The 21,044-nt window shown below is 61.4% G+C and carries 16 protein-coding genes; 7 read left to right on the plus strand and 9 right to left on the minus strand.

What is annotated here, in order from left to right:
- Positions 1 to 97: 97 nt before the first annotated feature.
- Genes AC4CWH_RS25610 through AC4CWH_RS25620 form a run of 3 tightly spaced genes read left to right on the plus strand, consistent with a single transcriptional unit; the run spans position 98 to position 3,115 of the window.
- Positions 98 to 1,207, plus strand: a complete 1,110-nt coding sequence (locus AC4CWH_RS25610; RefSeq protein ID WP_491322527.1) for a hypothetical protein — start codon at positions 98 to 100, stop codon at positions 1,205 to 1,207.
- A complete protein-coding gene (locus AC4CWH_RS25615) occupies positions 1,188 to 2,027 on the plus strand; it encodes a DUF4198 domain-containing protein (RefSeq protein WP_491322528.1) in 840 nt (279 codons plus the stop codon). The genes AC4CWH_RS25610 and AC4CWH_RS25615 overlap by 20 nt, the downstream gene beginning before the upstream one ends.
- On the plus strand, positions 2,024 to 3,115 hold the full coding sequence (locus tag AC4CWH_RS25620; RefSeq protein WP_491322529.1) for a HupE/UreJ family protein: 1,092 nt from the start codon (positions 2,024 to 2,026) through the stop codon (positions 3,113 to 3,115). The genes AC4CWH_RS25615 and AC4CWH_RS25620 overlap by 4 nt, the downstream gene beginning before the upstream one ends.
- A gap of 9 nt (positions 3,116 to 3,124) precedes the next feature.
- Here AC4CWH_RS25620 and AC4CWH_RS25625 read toward each other — a convergent pair whose 3' ends face one another.
- From AC4CWH_RS25625 to AC4CWH_RS25665, 9 genes are all read right to left on the minus strand, one after another.
- Positions 3,125 to 5,989 carry a patatin-like phospholipase family protein gene (locus tag AC4CWH_RS25625; RefSeq protein ID WP_491322530.1) on the minus strand — a complete coding sequence of 955 codons (2,865 nt, stop codon included), beginning with the start codon at positions 5,987 to 5,989 and terminating at the stop codon, positions 3,125 to 3,127.
- A gap of 32 nt (positions 5,990 to 6,021) precedes the next feature.
- Positions 6,022 to 7,914: a GMC family oxidoreductase gene (locus AC4CWH_RS25630; protein ID WP_491322531.1), complete on the minus strand. Its 1,893-nt coding sequence runs from the start codon at positions 7,912 to 7,914 to the stop codon at positions 6,022 to 6,024.
- 66 nt (positions 7,915 to 7,980) lie between these two features.
- A complete protein-coding gene (locus AC4CWH_RS25635; protein WP_491322532.1) occupies positions 7,981 to 10,512 on the minus strand; it encodes a hypothetical protein in 2,532 nt (843 codons plus the stop codon).
- Positions 10,513 to 10,902: 390 nt separating this feature from the next.
- Positions 10,903 to 12,192: a Gfo/Idh/MocA family protein gene (locus tag AC4CWH_RS25640; RefSeq protein WP_491322533.1), complete on the minus strand. Its 1,290-nt coding sequence runs from the start codon at positions 12,190 to 12,192 to the stop codon at positions 10,903 to 10,905.
- Between the two features lie 67 nt (positions 12,193 to 12,259).
- On the minus strand, positions 12,260 to 13,366 hold the full coding sequence (locus AC4CWH_RS25645) for an ABC transporter ATP-binding protein (protein ID WP_491322534.1): 1,107 nt from the start codon (positions 13,364 to 13,366) through the stop codon (positions 12,260 to 12,262).
- 29 nt (positions 13,367 to 13,395) lie between these two features.
- Entirely contained in the window at positions 13,396 to 14,241 is an 846-nt protein-coding gene (locus tag AC4CWH_RS25650; protein WP_491322538.1) for a carbohydrate ABC transporter permease, read from the minus strand.
- 52 nt (positions 14,242 to 14,293) lie between these two features.
- Positions 14,294 to 15,187, minus strand: coding sequence for a carbohydrate ABC transporter permease (locus AC4CWH_RS25655; RefSeq protein ID WP_491322535.1), 894 nt, complete (start codon positions 15,185 to 15,187; stop codon positions 14,294 to 14,296).
- 71 nt (positions 15,188 to 15,258) lie between these two features.
- Positions 15,259 to 16,542 (minus strand): ABC transporter substrate-binding protein, encoded by a 1,284-nt coding sequence (locus tag AC4CWH_RS25660; protein ID WP_491322536.1) that lies wholly within the window; start codon positions 16,540 to 16,542, stop codon positions 15,259 to 15,261.
- 281 nt (positions 16,543 to 16,823) lie between these two features.
- Positions 16,824 to 17,573, minus strand: coding sequence for a FadR/GntR family transcriptional regulator (locus AC4CWH_RS25665; RefSeq protein ID WP_491322339.1), 750 nt, complete (start codon positions 17,571 to 17,573; stop codon positions 16,824 to 16,826).
- A gap of 274 nt (positions 17,574 to 17,847) precedes the next feature.
- Here AC4CWH_RS25665 and AC4CWH_RS25670 point away from each other — a divergent pair, with 274 nt between their 5' ends.
- From AC4CWH_RS25670 to AC4CWH_RS25685, 4 genes are all read left to right on the plus strand, one after another.
- Positions 17,848 to 18,231, plus strand: coding sequence for a hypothetical protein (locus AC4CWH_RS25670; protein ID WP_491322340.1), 384 nt, complete (start codon positions 17,848 to 17,850; stop codon positions 18,229 to 18,231).
- Positions 18,232 to 18,428: 197 nt separating this feature from the next.
- Positions 18,429 to 19,841, plus strand: coding sequence for a PepSY-associated TM helix domain-containing protein (locus AC4CWH_RS25675; protein ID WP_491322341.1), 1,413 nt, complete (start codon positions 18,429 to 18,431; stop codon positions 19,839 to 19,841).
- A gap of 112 nt (positions 19,842 to 19,953) precedes the next feature.
- On the plus strand, positions 19,954 to 20,448 hold the full coding sequence (locus tag AC4CWH_RS25680) for a copper chaperone PCu(A)C (RefSeq protein ID WP_491322342.1): 495 nt from the start codon (positions 19,954 to 19,956) through the stop codon (positions 20,446 to 20,448).
- Positions 20,445 to 21,038 carry an SCO family protein gene (locus tag AC4CWH_RS25685; RefSeq protein ID WP_491322343.1) on the plus strand — a complete coding sequence of 198 codons (594 nt, stop codon included), beginning with the start codon at positions 20,445 to 20,447 and terminating at the stop codon, positions 21,036 to 21,038. The genes AC4CWH_RS25680 and AC4CWH_RS25685 overlap by 4 nt, the downstream gene beginning before the upstream one ends.
- The last annotated feature ends 6 nt before the right edge of the window (positions 21,039 to 21,044 follow it).

Here is a 21,044-nt window from a genome sequence, read left to right on the forward strand (position 1 = left end):
CAGGTATTTTGGGCAGATGGGACTGTGGATGGAGAGGATCCGTCGGCCACGCCGGACGGCAGGCGCGGGAACGAGGAGCTTATGGGCAGGCCTCGTCATGGCCTGCCTTGGATGGGCAACGACAGCGGTTGCCTCTGACCATGCCGATCCGAGCAACCTGATGGGGCCGGAAAGCAATATTACCGACCTCATCTTCTTTCCAGACGGCGACCGGCTGATCCTGATCTTCAATGTGCGCCGCGCCTTGAGCACAAAGCCACCTTACGATCTTTCCCCTTATGTCTACGAGGTGAACCTTGATCTCACCACGCCGGTCACCTTCGACAATGCCGGCGATGTCGCCCGCTACGGCGGAACGGTGGCTGAGCCGGCAAAACTTCATGCCGATGCCAAGGTTCGCATCCGGCTGAACAATGAGGCGGGCCTTGAGCGCATCGAATACGAGGGACTGCAGAACATCAACGATATCCGCACGAATTTCGGCGTGCGGGACGATCCGTTCAACTTCCCCCGCTTTTACGGCGTCAACGCCATCACCATGGCGTTTAGCATTCCACGCAATGCTTTTCCCGCGGGCCAGAAGGACTTTATCCTCTGGGGCACGACGGCAAAGGACGGCAAGCAGATCGACCATGTCGGCCGCTCCATCCGCACACAGTTGCCGCGCTTCGGCTTTCTCAACACGGTGGCCGCAAACGAACAGGTGCCGGCGCTGATGGAGCATTCCACCCGCACCAACGACATCTACAATTTTCTGAGGGGCAACACGCAGTGGTGGTCAAACGCGCTGGCCGAACTGATGGAAACGACGTTTCTCCTGCGCACATACGACAACCAGCCAGACGTGATGATCTACAGCGACCGGTTTGCGGCCGGTTATCCGAACGGAAGGTTGATTGGCGATGACGTCGTGGCGCAGACCTGCGCTGCCGGCGACTGCCTGCTGATGGATATTTCCTTCATCGAAGGCGGCTTTCCCCGTTCGACCAAAAACGACAAGGCGTTTCTGCCGGAGTTTCCGTATCTCGCCGAACCCTGGCCGGAAAAGCCGCCGGCACCGGCTCCCACCCGCTCGCTGACACCCTATATCGTGGCCGGCATCATCCTGCTGCTTCTGGTGTCCTGGGCCATTGTGCAGGGGTTGCGCGTCATCCTGCGCCATCTCTGGCGGGCGATCCGGAACGTTTATGCGCTGGCGACGACCTGAGCGGGTGAAAGGGCGCTGGCCTGCATCCTGGCCAGCGCTTAAACTTGCAGCGGCGCTCCTTGTTGCAGGTCCAGCCCCGGCGCATGATTTCTGGATCGAGCCGTCGCGCTTTACCCCCGGCGCCGGCGCTGCCGTCGCCATTGATCTGAAGGTCGGCGAGGACTTCATCGGAGATTCCGTACCCCGGCGCGCCAGAGCCACCGATCTCTTTGTACTGCAGATCGCAGATGGCGCACCGCGCCCGATCTCCGGCGCAGACGGCCTGTCGCCGGCGGGCATGATCGCAGCAGAGAGCGGGCGCACCGCGCTCATTGCCTATAGCGGCGCCGGCGGCACCGTCACCCTGGCCCCCGATCGCTTCGAACGTTATCTCGAAAGCCATGGCCTGGAATGGGTGATCCGCGAGCGCGCAACACGCCATGAAAGCCTGGAGCCTGGACGGGAAAATTTCTATCGCCATGCAAAGACGCTGCTCGGCGGGGCAGTGGCTGATCGTTTTCTGGGCGGCGAGCCGCTTGGACAGAGGCTGGAAATCCTTGTCGATGGCGATCCCACACAGGATCGCACACCAGGCGTCAGTGGCCGGGTTCTCTGGCAAGGAGATCCGCTTGCCGGCGGCCTCCTCATTGCAAGAGCAAAGGACGATCCGCGCCACCCGCAGAGCGTCCGCACCGGCACCGACGGCCGGTTTTCCCTGCCACTTGCGCGCGGCGGCATCTGGCTGCTGCAGATCGTCTGGATGGAACGGGCCAGCTGGTTCCGTAGCGAAGACTGGCAAAGCCATTGGTCGTCCCTCACATTCCAGAAGCCGCAGCCATGATGAAAGACTGCATCCGCCCGTTCGCGCAGTTTCTTCTGCTGCTCTTCTCGGTGTTGCTGGGTCAGACCTCGGCCGCCCATGAAATCGGCGAAAGCCGGGTGATCATCGCGCGTGAGGCTGCATCCTGGACCGCCCTTTTCACCACGGCCCCGACAGCGCTCATCAACCGGCTGGAACTTCAGGCGGGGCTGCCGCCCAGCCGTCATCTCGATGAGGCACAGGCGCTTGCCCTTCTCAAGCGGTTCGAAGTCGAACTGCCCGCGTATTTCCATGTCACCATCGATGCGACACCGTCGCCCGTCACAGTGGAGATCGAGCGCCTTGAACTCCCGGCGGATATCTCGCGCCCGGCGCTGCTCGTGCTGAAGGTGGCGGGCGCCATGCCGGACAATGCCAAAGCGATGATCTGGCAGTTCGATCTCCTCAAAAGCCGCTATGCGCTGCAACTATCCGAGCGAACCGTCTGGGTGGAGGGTGACGAACCGAGCCCGTCCATGCCGTTTTCCCCCGGCCCGGCCGAAACACTGCCGCGGCTTGTTGCGCAGTATCTGCTGCTTGGCTTTACCCACATCGTGCCCGGCGGACCGGATCATATGCTGTTCGTGCTGGGGCTCGTTCTGCTGACGACCCGCGTGCGGCCGCTCATCACACAGATCACCGCCTTCACGGTGGCCCATTGCCTGACGCTGCTGCTGGCGCTTCAGGGCGTCATCGCGCTGCCGGCCTCGATCGTCGAGCCGCTGATCGCGCTCTCCATCAGCTCTATCGCCATCGAAAACATTCTAGTGCGGCAGATGACGCCGTGGCGGCCGCTGCTGGTTTTCGGCTTCGGGCTGATGCACGGTCTGGGCTTTGCCGGCGTGCTGACGGAACTGGGGCTTCCCGCACAGGATCGCCTTGCCGCCGTTCTCGCCTTTAATCTCGGCGTCGAGGCAGGCCAGCTTGCCGTGGTCGGGCTTGCCTTCGGGCTGGTTCTCTTCTGGTGGAAAGACCGGCCGTGGTATCGCACCCGCCTTGTTCATCCCGCATCGGCGGCCATCGCGCTCACCGGCCTCTATTGGACGGCCGAACGGGTGATCGGTTTCTGACGGCAAAGCTTATTCGGCAGCGGCTGCATCAACCCTTGCCGGGCAAAGCGGCACGACCTTTTTCGGGATCTGCTCCGTACGCGACAGCGCGATCAGGATAGCTTCCAGATCTCCGCCCGGCACAGTCTGGCTGATGCCGGAGAAGAGTTCGTCAACGATCTCGAAACCCAGCGAGCGATAACTTTCGAACTGGGATTCGTCGAACCACTGGTCGGCGGTCGGATCATGCGGAAAGCTTTCATCCTCGTTGGCATAGGCGCGGATTCCGGCCTCTTCCGTGCCGTGATAGCTTGGTTTGATGTAGAGGATATAACCATCCTCACCCGCCCCGTCGGCATCGGCGTAATGGATGCGCCCGACGGTGCAGTATGGCGCAACGCTTGGTTTGTCTCCCGAGCGAATGCGGGCCTGCAACTGGTCGAGATGGGCAAAGGACACCGACACGCCGAGATCGATCTGGATCTTGCGCACGGCATTGCCGAGATCGGCGAAGGTGAAATCGGGATCGCAGCCGGCATCCGACAGCACGATCAGCCGGCAACGCCGCCGCACCATTTCGTAAAGGCCGAGGTTTTCGAAATGCCCGCCATCGGAAAGATTGATATAGGCGCGGTCGGACGTGGTGCGCCCGAAAGCTTCATCGAACCAGGGAACGATGGCCTGACGGGGACCGCTGAGCTGCCAGGTGTTTTTGCCGGGCTGTCCCGGATTGCCAAGCCACCAGCCGAGCCGGATGTTGAAAAGCGCAAAGAGCAGTGTCACCGAAGGCGCTGAGTTATAGCCCATATTCGGATTGGCCGCAGCGCCGGAGATGGCCATCGCCGTGCCGAGCGAAATCCCCTGCTTGCCGCCATAGCTGTCCGCGGGCCGGTAGGCGCCGGCATAACGGCCGGTATAACCTGCCCAGCGCGGGCACGGGTCGAGAGAAGCGGCACCGGCGTGGCGCGGTGTCACGACAAACGAGATCGCCTTGCGCTGTTGCCAGGCCTTGTTGCTTGTGGACACGACGTTCAGCGTGCAGTTGACCACGTGGAAGAGGCGCGAGACGCGGGGCTCATGCGTCGCGTTGGCCTGCGGCCAGATTTGAGACATGGGCGGATTGTCATCCATATCAAAGCCGGTGAACGGGTTCGGCTTTCGCGTCTTGTGGGTGGCCCCGAGATAGGCCCGAACCAGCCGGTTGCGATAGAGATCGTGAAGAGAGAAGCGGTTGATGTTGACGCTGCGCGAAACGACATATGCAAGCGCCCCGAGCACGGCTCCGCCCAGAAGAAGCCTCCCCAGCACTTCGACTTCTGCGACCGGCGGCTCCAGATTCCGACCAAACAGCAGCGTATCGAGTTGCGTGCCCTCGACACTGACCGTGGCAGGCGCCTTGGTGGCATTGGCGAGAAGCAGATCCAGCAGCGATCCCCCCAACAGAACGTAATCAAGCACACCGGAGAGAACGATCAGCAGCAGGGCGAGAAACACCTGGCCACCGGCGACCTGGAGAAATTTGCGCAATCGCGCCAGCGATCCGGCCACCACGCCGCGCTCGCCGCCACCCCCATCGCCGCCGCTGCTGGCAAGTGCAACACCTGCGGTTGCCGCAAGACCGCCACCGGTCAGCGACTGGTAGACATAGCTCGTATCGTTCAGCAAGGCGTCCATCAGGCGCGAGCCGAGCACACCCAGCACGACGGCTGCCGTCCAGCAGACACCGGCCGCCACAAAAAGGCCTGCGGCGCGCGCAAGCCATTCCCGCTGTGCGTCGGAGCGGGTTTCGCTGCTGGTGGCGGCGACATAGATGGTCTCGGCAGTGATCTGCGCCATCAGCAGCCAGGGCGGGCCAAAGACGACAAGTGCCAGAAGTCTGGCCGGCGCATAGGCAATATCCACCACCAGCATCAGGCCGACGGACACGACGCCCCCCCAGACGAGGCCCGCCACCATCCAGCGGGCAAGCCTAAGCCAGGGATTGTGCGGCTGGCCGATATACGAAGGAAAGGACAGGACGAAGCTTGCGGAAAACATGGTGACCCCAAAAACAAGGACAATCGGGGTCGAGGGTGCCGCTGCATCCCAGCCGATGGGAAGGATGGCCCAGGTGGTCACGAAAGCGCCACCAAACGCGGCGGCCAGCAAATCGAACCTCACGAAGTGGACCTGATCGCCACCGCCGCCATCGCTGCGGGAATAATTGGTCAGCGTATAGCGCTGGCCGATCAGCAGCAGCAGCAAGCCGCCGCCGAACAATATCCATCGGGCGGCCGGCATATCGGCCAAAGGGCCTGTAGCTCCAACCGAGGAAATGCCCACCAGCACGATTTTCAACACCAGAAGTGCTGCCGCCAGGGCCGAAATGACCAGAAGCCAGATCAATACAAGGTTGCGCACCACGATGGAGGCCGCCGTCCAGGTATCGACGGACGTCAGCCCCACCTGCGGTGTCAGATAATTGCTGTCGCGGCGCAGGTCGCGGATGGCCCCGGGCTCCGCGTCCGGCCCTTCCGGCCGCTCGGTCAGCTGGCGCTGTACCTCGGCAAAACTTTCGCGGCTGAGCCAGGCGGAAAGCCAGCTGCCGATATAACCCCCGCCCGACACCGTGGAGAGATAGCGAAAACGGCCGAGCAGGGCATCCTGCGGCTCTGCCGGCTCGTGTCCCGGTCTTCGCGGATGGGTGGCGAGCGCCTGGATGACGCCCAGCGCAAAGGTTGCACTGCGGATACCGCCGCCGGAGATGCAAAGGGCCGAGCGGTTCAGCTCGTTCAGTCGGCGGTTCAATTCGACGCCGCCGACACTATGGGCAATGACCTCGCCCTCGATCTCGAATGCCTCCTGCCGCAGCAGGGTTTCGGTATCGAGCGGCATCGCCGTCTGGTTCTTGTGCATCACATCCCCTCCATCTAGGCTGGCGTCCACTTTCAGGCGCGGCCGGATTGCTGCAGGATCACATCGGCAGCCTTTTCGCCGATCATGTAGACGGCGCTGACGATGAAGAAGCCGGGAATGCGGGGAAAGACGCTGGCATCCACCACCCGCAGTCCCCGCACGCCGTGCACGGTAAAATCGCTCGCCAGCACGCCAAAACGGTCACGCGGGCCGATCGGGCAGGTGCAGGAGGCGTGGTGGCCCCAGGCATTGTCGCGCACGAATTGCGCCAGCGCCTCGTCGCTTTGCACCTGTTCCCCCGGCAGATGCTCCTTGACGATCAGGCCGAGCTTCTTCAGCGGCGCCGTCATGGTGCGCACGAACTTGATGCCGGCGACGACGGATTCCAGATCGGCGCCGTTTTGGTCATTGCCTTCCTCGAAATAACGGAACTCGATCTGCGGCCGGTCGCGCGGATCGGCCGTACGCAGCGTGACGGAGCCAGCCGTATTGACCGTATGCGCCTTCAGAATTGCCCAGGTGAGATAGTTGAGATGAGCGGGAAACAGCGCCGAATAGCCGGGAAAATAACCGCGAAACAGGCCCAGCAGGCCAAAGCAGAAGAGATCCGGCAGCGGCCGCTCCGGCAGCGAGCGCTTGATGACGGCAATGACGGCGCCGTTTGTCGTATAGACGCCGTTGCGCCGGTTTTTCCATTCCTGATACTGCGGATCGCCGGCGGCAAACTTTGCGCCTTTCAGAACTTCCCAGTCGGTATTCATCTCGTTGACGACGCCGACCTCGTAACGGTCCTGCATGTTGCGGCCGACGCCCGGCAGATCGACGCGCACGGGGATCCCGTGTTCTTCCAGATGCGCCTTCGGCCCGATACCCGACAGCATCAGAAGCTGCGGCGTGTTGAAGGCGCCGCCCGACAGGATTACCTCACGCGAGCACAGGATGTCCTGGCGAGCAGGCGCAGTCGCTGCTGGATTATAGGCGGCGCGGTAAAGCCGCGCGCCCTGCATCACCTCGACGCCGATGGCGCGGTTGCGCTCATCGAAGAGGACGCGGGTAACAAGCGTATCGAGAAGCACCGTCAACCGGTCGGGATAACGCTCCTGCACCTCCAGCACCCGCTCGCGCGTTCCGAGCCGCTGGTGGTTGCGGTTGGAAAGCGGCGGATAACGGATGCCGGTGGCGTTCTTGGAAACAAGACGCCAGTCATTGGGGTCCCCCTGCCCCTGCACAGTCCATTCGAGCCCTTCCTCCCGGTTGGGCTGGGCCTTGCCCGCCTTGACGGCGCTGTCGAGAATGGTGGTGACGAGCCCTTTATCGCCGAGCGCCTGGAGCGGAATGGCCTTTTCGGTCCGCAACCAGCCTTTCCACCCGTGTCGCGTCGGGTTGATGCCGAGCTTTGCCAGCCAGCGATAGAGAAAGAAACGGTGATGGCAGTTTTCCATGCGCTCGAAAATCTTGCGCATGTTGTGGTGGTTCCAGCTGTCGTCACCGGTCAGTTCGGCAATGCCGTCCCAATCGGCATTGTGCGGATAGACCATGATCTGCGCATTGTGCGCGGTACAGCCGCCGAGCGTTCCGGCGCGTGGATAAAGCACGCCGTCTTCTTCGGGCACGAATTTCGGATCGCGCTCCTGCAGCTTGGAGCTGGAATAATGCCGGACGAAGAAATCCCAGCGCATGCCGGTGTTTTCGGAGGCGAAGGGATGCAGGACCGGCACGTCATAGTCATCGGGCAGACGGTTTTCACCCGGATAAGCGGGATCACCCCCTTTCAGCGTGCGCGGATCGCCGCCCGCTTCGATGAGGAGAACCGTTGCACCGGCTTCCGCCAGACGAGCCGCAAGCGTTCCCCCCCCGGCACCGGACCCCACGACGATATATTCGAAATCTTTGCCCTCACGGCTGGCGACATTGTCCATGGCCATCGACCCATCCCCCAAAAATTTGCCCGGATAAGGAAAAAGGGCGGGGCTGTTACACCCCGCCCCCGTTCAGAAGGTCTTCAGGAAGGCGATCAGCGCTTCCTTGTCGGCATTGCTGAGACCTTGCGGTGCTGGCACGCCGCCAATGCTCGGCACGCGGTCACTGCCGAAATAATGGCCACGGTTGACCTCGAAATCCGCGCATTTGCTCAGCGCCAGAAGCGGATCCTTGAGGTTTGCAAACACCTTGATGGCATCGGCATCGCTGGCATTGGCGCCAAGCTCCTTGAGGTCCTTCTTGATCTTGAGGAGAAGCGAAACCAGCTTCACGTCCTGGTCGAGATTCTGGATCTTGTTTGCCTCATCGAGGCGCAGTTCGAGGTTCGACAGGATATTGACCGGCGTTCCCTTCGGAATTGGCCCGATCTTGACGCCACCCTCGCCGAACAGCCACGGCAGGAAGCGTTCCAGGGGACCAACGACCTTGGCAAGACCATCAGGCAGATAACCGGCCGGCACTTCCAGGTAAGAGGTTGCATCCGTGCGGTAGATCTCGCCGACGCCCTTTGCACCGAGGACCAAATCCTTCTTGCGCGTTTCGGGCCACAACATCTGGCGGATACCCGCCTCGAACGCCTTGACGCGATAGTCGGCGCTTGGGTTGGGGCTGTCATAACCCATGTCATCGCCGACACTGTTGTTGAGGAGGTAAGGCGCCGTCGACCAGAGGCTGGCAAGGTTTGCCGGGCGCGTGTAACCGCGACCGCCGGCCGGCATGGCATAATCCCTCGGCTCGCCAGTAAACGGATCCTTGATCTTGATCGTGCCGACCGAGGGCAGGTCCTTGTAGGACTGCGAGGTGAAATTATCCCAGATATTGCCGGCAATGCCGTTTGTGGCGAGCGGCGAGCAGGCATTCGTCTCCAGAAGCGTCACCGGCACGCGCATTTCCGTGGAGAGATAATTTCCGTCGAGGAAATCCGGGCGAAGCGCGATGTCGACCATCGCCTTCTTGTAATCAGGGGTCTGGACATAGGCCCAATAGGCGTTCCAGCGCTTGATATAATCAGGCCCGGCACTGTCGCGCGGATCGACGCCGGCCGGAAACTCCGGCTGCTTGGCCGAGTGGCAGGCGGCACAGGTTTCACCAAACACCGTCTTGCCACGGGCAAGCGTCGCCTCGTCGGTCGTCAGGAACTGCTGGCCCGAAGGTGCATCCTTCAACCGATGCGGCGCACCAATGGACTTGTTGAGGAAGAACTGCGCCACCAGCGGCGTCTGCTCTTCCGTTGCCTGCCAGTAAACGGAGTTCTTGCGGCCGTCCTGGATGCGGATGGGCGAAACGTCCTTGCCGCCGACAAGCGGGTTGAAGTGTAAAAGCCATTCTTCGCTGAACAGGCCGATATTGATATAGACGCGGTTGAGCGCACCGAGCACGCCGACGGAATCGGCACCGTCCTTCAGCACATGCGGCGTCCAGACCGTGTCCGGTGCCTTGTAGGTGGCGCCATAGGCCTCATAACCCGGAAAATCCTTGAACTGCTTGTTGTCGAGACCGCCGCCGCCAAGCTTTTCCTTGCCGAGCCGAAGCCCAAGCTCCACCCGCTCCTTGGTCTGGTAGACCGCATTCATGGTGCGCGGATTGTTGATATAGTCGGTGGAAACGAGCGATGTATCCAGCGTGCCGGGCTTTGCCGTATGCACCAGCTGGAAGATGAAGTTCTTCTGGTTGGCATCCCAGGAGAAGATGCGGTCGATCCAGAAGAACTGGGCGCCAACGACCGAGGAGAGATTTTCCCATTTGGGATTGTTCGGATCAGCCGGCGAATTGGTCGGGTCGGGACCGACGTGACAGAAACCGCAGCCCATGCCAACCCGGTAGGGCCGCACGAGATCCTTGCGGTTGTAATAACTCGGATCCTTGTAATACCGTTCGGCATCCCAGTCCTTGGCGGCCTTTTCGTCAAAGGCCGGATTGGGAAACAGGCGCAGGCCGACAATGCCCGTCGGCTCGCCGTAATAGGAACCGACAGGCAGCACCTTGCCGGTCTTCGGATCTTTCGTCTTGCCGCGCCCGCCAAGGGCCACGCCCTTGTATTTATCGGCATTGTCAAAGGGATCGGCGGCGCATTTTTGATCGCGTACATCAAGCCAAAGGCCAAAATGCTCCGGATCGGGCGCCGTCGGCTTGGTAAAGCAGGGTTCGTTGACGAGCCCGAGATAACCCCAGCGGTTGTCGCGCGTGGCCTTGAGGCCGGGATGGCTGGAAATGGTCTTCAGGAGATCAAAGCTGCCGAAGGAAGAATTGGTCAGCCCGTCCCACAACCGGTCATTGCCGCCGGTCCAGACGATCCAGTTGTTGCGCCCCTTAACCTCGGCGTCCGAGAGCTTGACGCCCTTATAGCCTCCGTCCATGTCGGCAAAGAAATCCTCATCTGCTGCGGGGAAGGATTTGAGGTCGCGGCCGGCGAGCATCGCCTCATCCTTGACCTGCCCCGGCTTTGGCCCTGCCCCGCCCGTCAAAAGCGACACCGCCACGGCCACACCCGCCACGACCACGACCGCGCCAGCGGTCCACCACACAAACCTGTGCTTCGCCATTCCGCCCCCTTAACACCTAAAGGTGTATTTTTACATTAAATCACCAATAGGTAGAGTTAATGCTCGTTCAGGTGGATTGGCAACTAAAATTATTCTTCCTCTAGTAGTATTTTAAAATAACGCGCGCAAAAAGAGCAAACCTCCAAGAAGCGAGGCACGGTGAAGAGGCGGAAAAACGGGAAAAGCAAATAAAACTGCGGCTTCCGGCAACGACGCATATCCTGGTCTTCATCGGATACGGCCGAGATGGTGGGGAAACCGGATGGCGGCACTTGGCAATGGCTGGCCAAGTTGCGCCGGCGGCACGCAATCAGAAGCATACAGGCAGGCGCAGCCACCTGTTTATCAGGCGGCTGCGTCGAAACGTGCAGGCGGGGTTTGGCGCGGACGTCAGATGCGGATGTTGCGGGCCCGCAGCATCGACTGGATGTTGACCAGCGAGCCGCTTTCAATCGAGGCATTGGCGGCAATGCCGGTAAGGATCGACCAGGCGCCCGCCACGTGATCGGATGCGCGACCGTATCTGTCGGGCTCCATGCCCTCGGGGTTGAAGATATAACCCAGCATCACCGGATCTGCGCCGCCATGCGAGCCTTGCGCCTTCGGCACGTCGAGCATTTTTGGCCGCTCGCCGGCAAGATGCAGTTCAGTGGTGATCGCGTCATCATCGGCATGATCGCGCACGCCGCCGAACACACCATGCACTTCCACATGCCGGTGGGTGATCTCGCCCTTGGTGCCCTGGAACTTGATCTCCAGCCCTTCCCACGGCGAATAGGCCGTCAGCGTATAATTGGCGGTGACGCCAGAGGCATAACGGATATGGGCCTGCATCGTGTCTTCGATGCCGATCTCCTCATCGAACACGCAAAGGTCGCGGAAATAACCGTCCTCGTGCTCGGCCTCCAGATAGAGCGCGCGCAGCTTCTCGTCGGCTGCCAGATCCAGGCGAACCGGACAGGCCTCGGCGACCGGACAGATGGCGCAGCGCGGGCCACGGTTTTGTAAGCCCATTTCGACGGCCGTTTCCGGCCGATAGAATACGCGCCGGCCCGACGCCAGAACCTCCGTCGGCACCGTGCCCAGCCACCAGTTCAACAGATCGAAATGGTGGGTGGATTTATGCACCAGAAGTCCGCCCGAGTTTTCCTTCTGGCGGTGCCAGCGGCGGAAATAATCGGCGCCATGCACCCGGTCGAGATGCCAGCGGAAATCCACCGCCGTCACCGTGCCGATGGCGCCCGACGAGATCAGCTCCTTGATCTGGGTGCGGGCGGGCGAATAACGATAGTTGAAGGTAACCTTCACCTGACGCCCGGTGCGCGCCTGCGCATCGACGATCATTTTGAGCCGCGACAGATCAATCGTCAGCGGCTTTTCGCAGATCACGTCGCAGCCCGCCTCGAAGGCCCGCACGATATAATCCGCATGCAGGAAATCGGGCGTTGCCACCACAACGGTATCCGGCCTCTGCTCGGTTATCAGCCGGTCGAAATCATCGGCCAGATAGGTGGCGACCCCGTTCGTGCCGGGTTTCGACACAAGTTTTGCCGCTTCGCTCAACCGATGTGGATTGCTGTCGCAGAGCGCGACGATTTCGTGCCGGTCGGCATAATCTTCGGTGACGGCGTCACGGAACATCTGGTGGCGGGAGCCGCACCCAACAATGGCAATTTTCAACGTCTTCTACCTCGTCTCATGAGCGTGCGCGTCCGGGAGGAGGACGCCCGCTCTTCCTGCAATCGGTTCAGTTCGCGCCGGATGCGCCCTGGTGCGCAAAAGCCGCGGCCGGCGGCTCGACCCGCTCTCCGCTCGCATCGAAATAATGGAGATCGGCCAGATCAAAGCCGATCGGAACGGTCTGCCCGGCGCGGTAGGCGGCCTGACCGCCCGCCGTTGCCAGCAGGATCTGCCCGGTGGACAGCGCGATATGCAACAGCGTCTCGTTGCCGAGATATTCGACAAGCCGGATCACCCCCTCGCCCACCACATCGCCGCTCCCGATGCGCAAGGCGCCTGGCCGCACGCAGAGCGTCAATGTGCTGTCTGTGGTCGGAAGCGGTGGCAGGGCGAAATCCGGCAGTCCCTCGACGCTTGCCATGCGCCCGCCCGCCGTCACCTTTGCCTCCAGCTTGTTGATTTTCGGCGAGCCGATGAAACCGGCAACGAACAGATTCTGCGGGCGCGTATAAAGCTCCTGCGGGGTTCCGACCTGCTCGACCTTTCCCGACCGCAAGACGACGATGCGGCTCGCCATCGTCATGGCCTCCACCTGGTCATGCGTCACGTAAATCATCGTCGTGCCGAGGCGGGCGTAAAGCGAGGCCAATTCGGCGCGCATCTGCACGCGCAGTTCCGCATCGAGATTGGACAGCGGCTCGTCGAACAGGAAGAGTTTTGGCTCGCGCACGATGGCCCGGCCGATGGCCACACGCTGTTTCTGTCCGCCCGAGAGCTGGCGGGGCTTGCGATCCATCAGCGGCTCGATCTGCAGAATGCGCGCGGCATCGGCGACCCGGCGCTCCACCTCGGCGCGCGGCATGCGGAAATTCTGCAGGCCGAAAGCAAGGTTCTTTCGCACACTCATATGCGGGTAGAGCGCATAACTCTGGAACACCATCGAAAGCTCGCGCTTGGAGGCCGGCAGGTCGTTCACCACCTTGCCGCCGATGGAGACGATACCGTCGGTGATATCCTCAAGCCCGGCAATCATGCGCAAAAGCGTCGACTTGCCGCAGCCGGAGGGGCCGACGAGCACCAGAAACTCTCCATCATGGATATCGAGGTTGAGGCCCTTGATGATCTGCAGTGCGCCGTAGCTCTTGCCGACATTGCGAAGTGTCAAACCAGCCATTTTGATTTCCCTATGTTCTGCGACGGCGCTTATTTCATTCCGGACGTGGCAATGCCGCGCACGATGAATTTCTGGAAAAGGAGGAAGAAGAGGACGACAGGCACCAATGAGAGCACCGACATGGCAAACATCTGGCCATAGGCGGACTGGCCCTCCTGATCGAGGAACAGGCGAAGGGCGAGCGGCACCGTGTAGCTCTTGATGTCGTTCAAATAGATGAGCGGCGCCAGAAAATCCTCCCAGACCCAGATCATCGAGAAGATGGCAGCCGTGCCCATCGCCGGCAGCGACAGCGGCAGGATGATCGCCCAATAGATCTTGAAGGGTGAGCAGCCATCGATCATCGCGGCCTCATCCAGCTCGCGCGGCAATTGGCGGAAGAACTGCACCATCAGGAAGATGAAGAAGGTATCGGAGGCCAGAAACCGCGGCACGACCAGCGGCAGATAGGTATCGACCCAGCCCAGCTGCAGGAACTGCACATATTGCGGGATGAGCACCACATGGTAGGGGATCATCAACGTCATCATCATCAGCGCGAAGAAGAAGTTGCGTCCGGTAAATCGCAGCCGCGCAAAGGCATAGGCCGCAAATGAACACGAGATGAGGTTGCCGATGACCGACAGGATCGTGACGATGGCCGAGTTGACATAAAACACGCTGAAGGACTGTGGCAGCGCATGCCAGCCGGCGGTGTAATTGTCGAACTTGAAGGTCGAGGGCCAGAGGTCGAGATTGCCGAAAATCTCGTTTTCCGGCTTCAGCGACGCCGATAGCAGCCAGAACAGCGGATAAAGCATGATGAAGGACACGCCGAGCAGGAAGGCGTGTTTCAACAGCCGGCCATTGCGCTCGCGTTTTTTGCGCTGGAGCATGAAGACGTGGGCGACACGGGTCGCCTCGTCCAGCTGGATGGCGGCCTCGAGATCAGTCACGCTCGTTTTCATAATGCACCCAATATTTCGAGGTGAAGAAGGCGATTGCCGTGAAGATCGCGATGATGATCAGCAGCACCCAGGCAAGCGCCGAGGCATAGCCCATGCGGAAGAACTTGAAGGCCTCGTTGAACAGGTAGACCGTGTAGAACAGCAGGCTGTCGGCCGGTGCGCCGCTGCCGTTGGAAATGATGAAGGCGCTCGAAAACGTCTTGAAGGCCTCGATGGTCTGGAGCACCAGGTTGAAGAAGATAACGGGAGCCAGAAGCGGCAGCGTGATGCGGGTAAACTGGCGCCAGCGCGGTGTGCCATCGATTTCGGCCGCCTCGTAGAGATCGCGGGGTATGCCGCGAAGGCCGGCGAGAAAGATCAGCATCGGCGAGCCGAACTGCCACATGGCAAGGATCACCAGCGTGTAGAGCGAGGTTTCCGGGTTGGTCAGCCAGTCCGGGCCGGCAATGCCGAAATAACCGAGGGTCTGGTTGACGACCCCGTTTGCATCGAAAAGCTGGCGCCAGAGAATGGCAATCGCAATCGAGGCGCCCAGCAGCGACGGTAGGTAGAAGATCGCACGGTAGACGCCGATGCTGCGCAGGCCTTTGTCAAGCAGCATGGCAACGCCGAGCGCCATGATCAGCCGCGCCGGCACCGACAGCGCCACGTAATGAAACGTCACCTCCAGCGCCGTCCAGAACCGGCGGTCGCGGGTGAACATGTAGGTATAGTTGTCAAAGCCGATCCAGCGCGGCGCATTCACCATGTCGTACCGGGTAAACGACAGGTAGAGCGAGGCAAGGATCGGCCCCAGCGCCAAAAGGAAGAACCCGAGGAACCAGGGCAGCAGAAACAGGTAACCGGGGGCATTGCGGGCAATGAAACGTTTCATGGCAGGGCCTTTGCGAGCGTTCCGGGCTTTCCCACAATGAAAGAGGTTCATTGTGGGAAAGCTGGTCAGTATCAGCGGGCGCGCTCGATAATGGACGCGGCCTCTTCGATGAACATGGATGCGGCATCGGCCGGCTTCGTGCGGTCGAGGACCACATCCGTCCCGATGCGCATGAAGGCGTCGCGAACCTCGCCGGCCCCCTTGGGCGGCGGTGGCGGCACGGGCGCAACCTTGCCCTGGATGGCATCGAAGAAATTGACCGACAGCACTTCCACCGGCTTGAGGTTCGGCTTCAGCGCCTCGCGCACGCGCGGTGAACAGGGAATGCCGCGCTCAATGCCCAAAATTGCCGTGATCTGCGGGTCGGTCACCCAGTCGTTCATGTAAAGCATTGCCGCCTCCACATCACGGCTGTCGCGCGATAGCGACAGGAACATCGATGGCTTGATGAACTGGCCGGGCCGGCCGTTGGCCATTTTCGGCACCATGCCGGCACCGATCTCGTCCTTCATCAGCGCCTGGATGCCAACAAGCTGGTTCGACCAATGCTGGCCCATGGCGGTGTCGCCGGTCACGATGCCCGTGTCCGACAAGGGCGGGCTCAAAACGATGGTCTTGCCCTTGTCACGCACGACACCTGCCTTGCGCAGATCGGCCCAGTATTGCCAGAACGCGGTCGCATCCTCCACCGTCGCCTGGACATTGCCCTCGGCATCGTAAAATTCCCGGCCGTTCTGGCGCACGAAGGATTCCAGCATGTCGATGGTGAGCGAGAGATCGTCAGACCCCTTCATCTTGCCGCCGGATTTGGCGGTGATCTTTTCGCAGACCTGAGCGAACTGCTCATAGGTCCAGTCCAGCACATCCACATCGATGCCGGCCTCCTGGAAGATGCGGCTGTTATAGACCATCACCTGGCTGTTGGAGCCGATGTTGAGCGCATAAAGCTTGCCATCCACCATGCCGCCCTCAAGCGGCGCCTTGTCGAAATCGCCAATCATCAAGCTCTTGCCGATGAAGCCGTCCAGCGGTTGAAGCGCGCCGCGGCGCACATATTCGAACAGGTAGCGGTAATCCATCTGCACGAGATCGGGCATGTTGCGCCCGGCCGTCTGCGTGGCGACCTTCGTCCAGTAATCACCCCAGCCGATCGTCTCGCCGGACACCTCGATGTCGGCATGACGCGCCTGAAATGCCTTGATGACCTCGAAGGTACGCCGGTCGCGCTCGGGATTGCCCCACCAGAAATGCCGGATCGTGCGCGCGGATGCCCGGGCAGGCCGACTTGCCAGCCCCGACAGAGCAGCCGTTGCCGCCGCGCCATGCAGAAAATTCCTTCGTGTGAAACATGCCATGACACCCTCCTCCTTCGTGCTGGCAATTCTTCAACCGGAAGGCCTCCACTCCCCCGGTTGCCGCAAGGCCCTGAGGCCAAACGGCAGGCTTGTCCTTTTCACCCGACCTCCACCGGGTGCGCCTGCAAGCCCTGGAAAGAGCTGAAGCGACAGACATCGTCAGGCTTTGCCCATCGCCTTCGTTCGATCCGTCGATCGACGGGACAGGGTCATTCCATGACGCCAACAAGTCATATAGTCATCATATGACTTGCGCAAGCCTTCAGACGAAACGCGACGGTTTACGGCGTTCCTGCGGTTTTTGGCCGCAGCGCCCGGGCAATGGCGCGGTAACGCTCCTGCGAGCCCTCCAGGTGCCGGCGCATGGCAGCGCGGGCGGCATCGGGGTCCTGCGCGGAAATGGCATCGGCAATGCGGCCATGTTCCTCCACCACCTGCCCGAGATAGGCTTCGCTGTGCGAGGAGGCGAGGTTGGGCAGGTTGGCGCGCGGAATAGCGTTCAAACCGAAGCGGACAAGGGCATTGACGTAGAAGCTGTTATGGGTCGCGCGGGCAATGGCGAGGTGAAAATCGTAATCCGCCTGCGAGGCGGATGCCTTTTCCGCCACGAGGTCGGCCATCTCGTCATTGCAGGCGCGGATCTCGAATTCCTGCGCAGATGAACGTCGCACAGCGGCAAGAGCTGCACATTCGGTCTCGATGCCGACACGAAGCTCCAGCATTTCCAGCGTTTTTGGAATGGAGCCCTGATCTTCGGCGCTGAGATAAGGCTCGTTACCCGGCGGCATGTCGCAGACGAAGACGCCGCGTCCCTGCTCTGCCTTGACGAGGCCTGCCGCCCGCAGTTCCGCCAAAGCCTCGCGGATCACCGTGCGGCTGACACCGAAGCGTTCGATCAATCCCGGCTCCGTCGGCAATTGCGCGCCTGCAACCAGGCGGCCATCGGTAATGTCGAGACGCAGCTGCGCAATCACCCCTTCCGCAAGCCTCGGCTTGCGCGGCTCCTCTTTCAACGATGGCATCTTGCGCATGGCTGCCTCCAGAGACACCGCCTGAGTTAGACGATGAAATTCATAATATGAATTTATTTTCACCTTTAACCACGCCGAGTCCTGAACGCAAGGCCTGTCGTTGCAGCCAGGAGAAACTGACCGGCAACAAGCGGCCGGCAGGCGGAGACATGGACATATGGGCATGGGCAAAATTGACGCATTGCCGTCATTAGGGGCCGCGTGTAATCATCATCGCGTGATGAAGCGATAAACGGGCAGACTTGCAACCGAGATGACGAGGCCGGAGAGATCCATGACCGGGATGGTGCGCATCTTGTGTGCGATCGCCCTGTTGTGCCTCGGATTTGCCCACAAGGCCCCGGTCCTTGCAGCCCCGGGCGGAATTCCGCTGAACGAAATCGCAGCCTTAGTGCTGCCGGATGGCACGCTGCCCGTCCTTTGCATCACCAGCCACGATACCGGCAAGTCGCATCCCCATGAGGATGGTCGCGGCACCGGGTGCGAGGCCTGCCGTCTCAATGCCTCCGTGATCCTGCCCGCGCCGCCCGCTGTGGCGCCGGCTGTTGTCGTCCGGGTTCGCAACACCGTTCTGCCAAAACGTTTCGAGGCGTATCATCGCCAGCTTTATCCCCCAAACACCGGCCCCCGCGCGCCCCCATCCGGCCTGATTGCCTGAAACCCCTGCCGCCTCTTTAAGGCTGCCGGATCCTTCAGCCTGCGCCGGTCCTGACCCTGCCTGATGTGGCACGCTGGCGCGCAAGCCGGATTTTTTAAAATGTTGCCGTTTTCCATGTCTCCAGCCGTGGCGCAGTCTTCACCGCTGCCCTCCCTGCGTTGTCTTTCCCCCGCATGCCTCTTCAGGATATCCGCCCGATGAGCACCGTTGCGCAGGATATCGAAGCAAAACCCGCCGCCGGCTTTCAGCGCCGGTTCTATATCACCGCCTGGCGCTGGCATTTTTATGCCGGGCTTTATGTGGCGCCGTTTCTGGCGATGCTGGCCGTGACCGGCCTCATCATGCTGTGGTCGTCGGTGCTCTCCGGCCGCGATGGCGAAAACCTCTATTCAGTGACGCCCGCAGCGCAGACGGTCGCAGTCTCGCAGCAGGCAGATGCCGCGCTTGCCGCGGTGCCTGATGGCGTCCTGAAACAATATATCGCGCCGCGCACCGACGATCAGGCCGCCCTCTTTCGCGTCAACTCCGAGACGCAATCGATCATGGTGGCGGTCGATCCCTATCGCGGCGCGGTGCTTGGTCAATGGGAGCGCCGCACCGCTCTCTACGATCTCGCCGACACCATCCACGGCACGCTGTTGATCGGCACCGTCGGCGACCGGTTGATCGAGATTGCCGCCGGTTTTGCGGTGATGCTTGTCATCACCGGCCTTTATCTCTGGTGGCCGCGCGATACGGGCTGGCGCAGCGTTCTCGTGCCGCAGTTTTCGTCTGAGGGCCGGCAATGGTGGAAATCGCTGCACCGGACGGTCGGGTTTTACGTCAGCCTCATCCTTCTCACCTTTCTGCTGTCGGGCCTCACCTGGGCTGGCATCTGGGGTGAAAAGTTCACCCAGGCCTGGAGCACGTTCCCGGCCGAAAAATGGGACAATGTGCCGCTTTCCGATGAAACCCATGCCAGCATGAACCATGACGGCGTGAAGAACGTGCCGTGGACGCTGGAGCAGACGCCGATGCCGGCCTCCGGTTCCAGCGCCGGCATCACTGGCATTGCCGAAGGCCAGCCGGTCGATCTGGATAGCGTGGTGGCACTTGCCCGTGCGCTCGGCTTCGATCACCGGTTCCAGCTGTCGTTTCCGGGCGGCGAAACAGGCGTCTGGACGATGGCCCGCGACACCATGAGCAATGACAGCAGCAACCCGCTGTCGGACCGCACGGTGCATGTCGACCGCTACACCGGCCGGATCCTGGCAGACGTCGCCTTTGCCGATTACGGCGTGGCCGGCAAGGCCATGGCCGTCGGCGTTGCCTTCCATGAAGGCGACATGGGGGTCTGGAATATCGCGCTCAACACGCTGTTTTGCCTCTCCATCCTCTTCCTCTCGGCAAGCGGCGTGGTGATGTGGTGGAAAAGACGGCCGAAGCGGGCGGGCCTTCGCCTGATGGCGCCGACCGTGACCGAGCCGGGGCCGCTCTGGAAAGGCGGCGCACTGGTGATGCTGGTGCTTTCTGTTCTGTTTCCGCTCTCCGGCGCGGTGCTTCTGACCGTCATCGCAGCCGACCTTCTGATCTTCAGGCATCTGAAACCGCTGAAGCGGGCCATCGGCTGAAAAGCCTGCGTCAAAAAGCCTTCGGGCAGCCGGGCGGATAAACACCCGACTGCCCTACCCGAACACCGTCAAACCCTCTATTTGAAACCCACGAGAAAACAGGAACAGAATGATGAAAAGACAGATTGCAGCGGCCTGCACCGCCTTGTTTCTCCTCCTCGCGCAGGGCGTTTCTGCCCACGGCTTCAAGGTCGGCGCGCTCGAAATCGGCCATCCCTATTCCCGCGCCATGCTGCCGGGCGCCAAGGTTGGCGGCGGTTACTTCAAGATCGTCAATACCGGCGACACCGCCGACCGGCTGGTCAGCGTCACCTCGGATCGCTCACCCGACGTTCAGATCCACGAGATGAAAATGGACGGCGCCATCATGGAAATGCGCCCGCTGCCCAACGGCCTGGATGTACCCGCCCATGAAACGGTGGAGCTGAAGCCCGCCAGCTATCACGTGATGTTCACGAACGTCACCCAGCCCTTCAAGGAAGGCGAGATGATCAAGGCGACGCTCAACTTCGAAAAGGCAGGTCCGGTCGAGGTCGAATTCGTCGTTGGGCCAGCCGGTGGCGATAAGGCGGGCGGCCATGACGCGCACAAGGACCATGGAAAATGACCCGCGCGCCGCTTTCACTGGCAGCTTTTGGCCTTGCCGGCATTCTCGTCACGGTTCTGGTTGCCATCATGGTGTGGGTGTCGGCTGATAGTGCCCGCGCCCGCCCCGGCCCGTTCCATGCCGCATTTTCGCTGGTCGACGACCGGGGCAACCCGGTCGACGAGACCCTGTTCAAACGTGGACCGGCGCTTGTCTATTTCGGTTACACCCATTGCCCGGAAGTCTGCCCGACCACTCTGTTCGAAGTCTCCGGCTGGCTGAAGCAGCTGGGGCCGGAAGGCAAAAAGCTCGGGGCCTATTTCTTCACCATCGATCCCGCGCGCGATACGCCTGAGGTCATGCATGAATACGTCACCTCGATCACCGACCGCATCACCGGGATCACCGGCACCGATGCCGAGATGAAAAAGGTGACGGAGGGCTGGATGATCCACGCGGCACGCACCTATGGCGATGACAGCGACTATCACATGAGCCACACGACATCGCTGCTGATGGTGGGCGCCGACGGGCGGCTGAAGGGGATGATCCCCTATGGCTCCGATGACGAGGCTGCGCTCCAAAAGATCCGCTCGACGCTGCTGCGCTGACGCGCT

It is taken from the genome of Neorhizobium sp. PAMB6716 (genome assembly GCF_058242805.1).

Bases quoted from the DNA above. Each gene is read 5' to 3' on its own strand.
- AC4CWH_RS25650 (WP_491322538.1), bottom strand. From the start codon at position 14,241: ATGCTCCAGCGCAAAAAACGCGAGCGCAATGGCCGGCTGTTGAAACAC.
- AC4CWH_RS25625 (WP_491322530.1), bottom strand. From the start codon at position 5,989: ATGCACAAGAACCAGACGGCGATGCCGCTCGATACCGAAACCCTGCTG.
- AC4CWH_RS25610 (WP_491322527.1), top strand. From the start codon at position 98: ATGGCCTGCCTTGGATGGGCAACGACAGCGGTTGCCTCTGACCATGCC.
- AC4CWH_RS25620 (WP_491322529.1), top strand. From the start codon at position 2,024: ATGATGAAAGACTGCATCCGCCCGTTCGCGCAGTTTCTTCTGCTGCTC.
- AC4CWH_RS25615 (WP_491322528.1), top strand. From the start codon at position 1,188: ATGCGCTGGCGACGACCTGAGCGGGTGAAAGGGCGCTGGCCTGCATCC.
- AC4CWH_RS25630 (WP_491322531.1), bottom strand. From the start codon at position 7,914: ATGGCCATGGACAATGTCGCCAGCCGTGAGGGCAAAGATTTCGAATAT.
- AC4CWH_RS25665 (WP_491322339.1), bottom strand. From the start codon at position 17,573: ATGCGCAAGATGCCATCGTTGAAAGAGGAGCCGCGCAAGCCGAGGCTT.
- AC4CWH_RS25635 (WP_491322532.1), bottom strand. From the start codon at position 10,512: ATGGCGAAGCACAGGTTTGTGTGGTGGACCGCTGGCGCGGTCGTGGTC.
- AC4CWH_RS25675 (WP_491322341.1), top strand. From the start codon at position 18,429: ATGAGCACCGTTGCGCAGGATATCGAAGCAAAACCCGCCGCCGGCTTT.
- AC4CWH_RS25645 (WP_491322534.1), bottom strand. From the start codon at position 13,366: ATGGCTGGTTTGACACTTCGCAATGTCGGCAAGAGCTACGGCGCACTG.
- AC4CWH_RS25685 (WP_491322343.1), top strand. From the start codon at position 20,445: ATGACCCGCGCGCCGCTTTCACTGGCAGCTTTTGGCCTTGCCGGCATT.
- AC4CWH_RS25655 (WP_491322535.1), bottom strand. From the start codon at position 15,187: ATGAAACGTTTCATTGCCCGCAATGCCCCCGGTTACCTGTTTCTGCTG.
- AC4CWH_RS25670 (WP_491322340.1), top strand. From the start codon at position 17,848: ATGACCGGGATGGTGCGCATCTTGTGTGCGATCGCCCTGTTGTGCCTC.
- AC4CWH_RS25660 (WP_491322536.1), bottom strand. From the start codon at position 16,542: ATGGCATGTTTCACACGAAGGAATTTTCTGCATGGCGCGGCGGCAACG.
- AC4CWH_RS25680 (WP_491322342.1), top strand. From the start codon at position 19,954: ATGAAAAGACAGATTGCAGCGGCCTGCACCGCCTTGTTTCTCCTCCTC.